Raw genomic sequence first — 259 nt, forward strand, 5'->3', positions numbered from 1 at the left:
GGGGCCCACGGCCATCACCGCGTCACCAACATCGAGTTGTTCTTCGATCTGGTATTCGTGTTTGCGGTGACGCAGCTCTCGCACCTGCTGATCAGCAATTTCACGCTGCAAGGCGGCGCGCAGGCGCTGCTGCTGATGCTGGCCGTGTGGTGGGTGTGGATCTTCACGTCGTGGGTGACGAACTGGCTCGATCCGGACAAGCTCGCCATCCGCATGCTGATGCTCGTGCTGATGACGGGCGGGCTGCTGCTCTCGGCAT

General features: G+C 62.2%; 1 protein-coding gene. It reads left to right on the forward strand.

Going from position 1 to position 259, the window contains the following annotated elements; translation table 11 throughout:
* Window positions 1–259 (forward strand): low temperature requirement protein A (locus G5A07_RS21440; RefSeq protein WP_191863997.1); only part of this gene is annotated, 259 nt, incomplete at both ends.

Origin of the sequence: Stenotrophomonas sp. AS012628 (genome assembly GCF_010608305.1) — a bacterium.
Classification (GTDB): Bacteria; Pseudomonadota; Gammaproteobacteria; order Xanthomonadales; family Xanthomonadaceae; genus Stenotrophomonas; species Stenotrophomonas geniculata.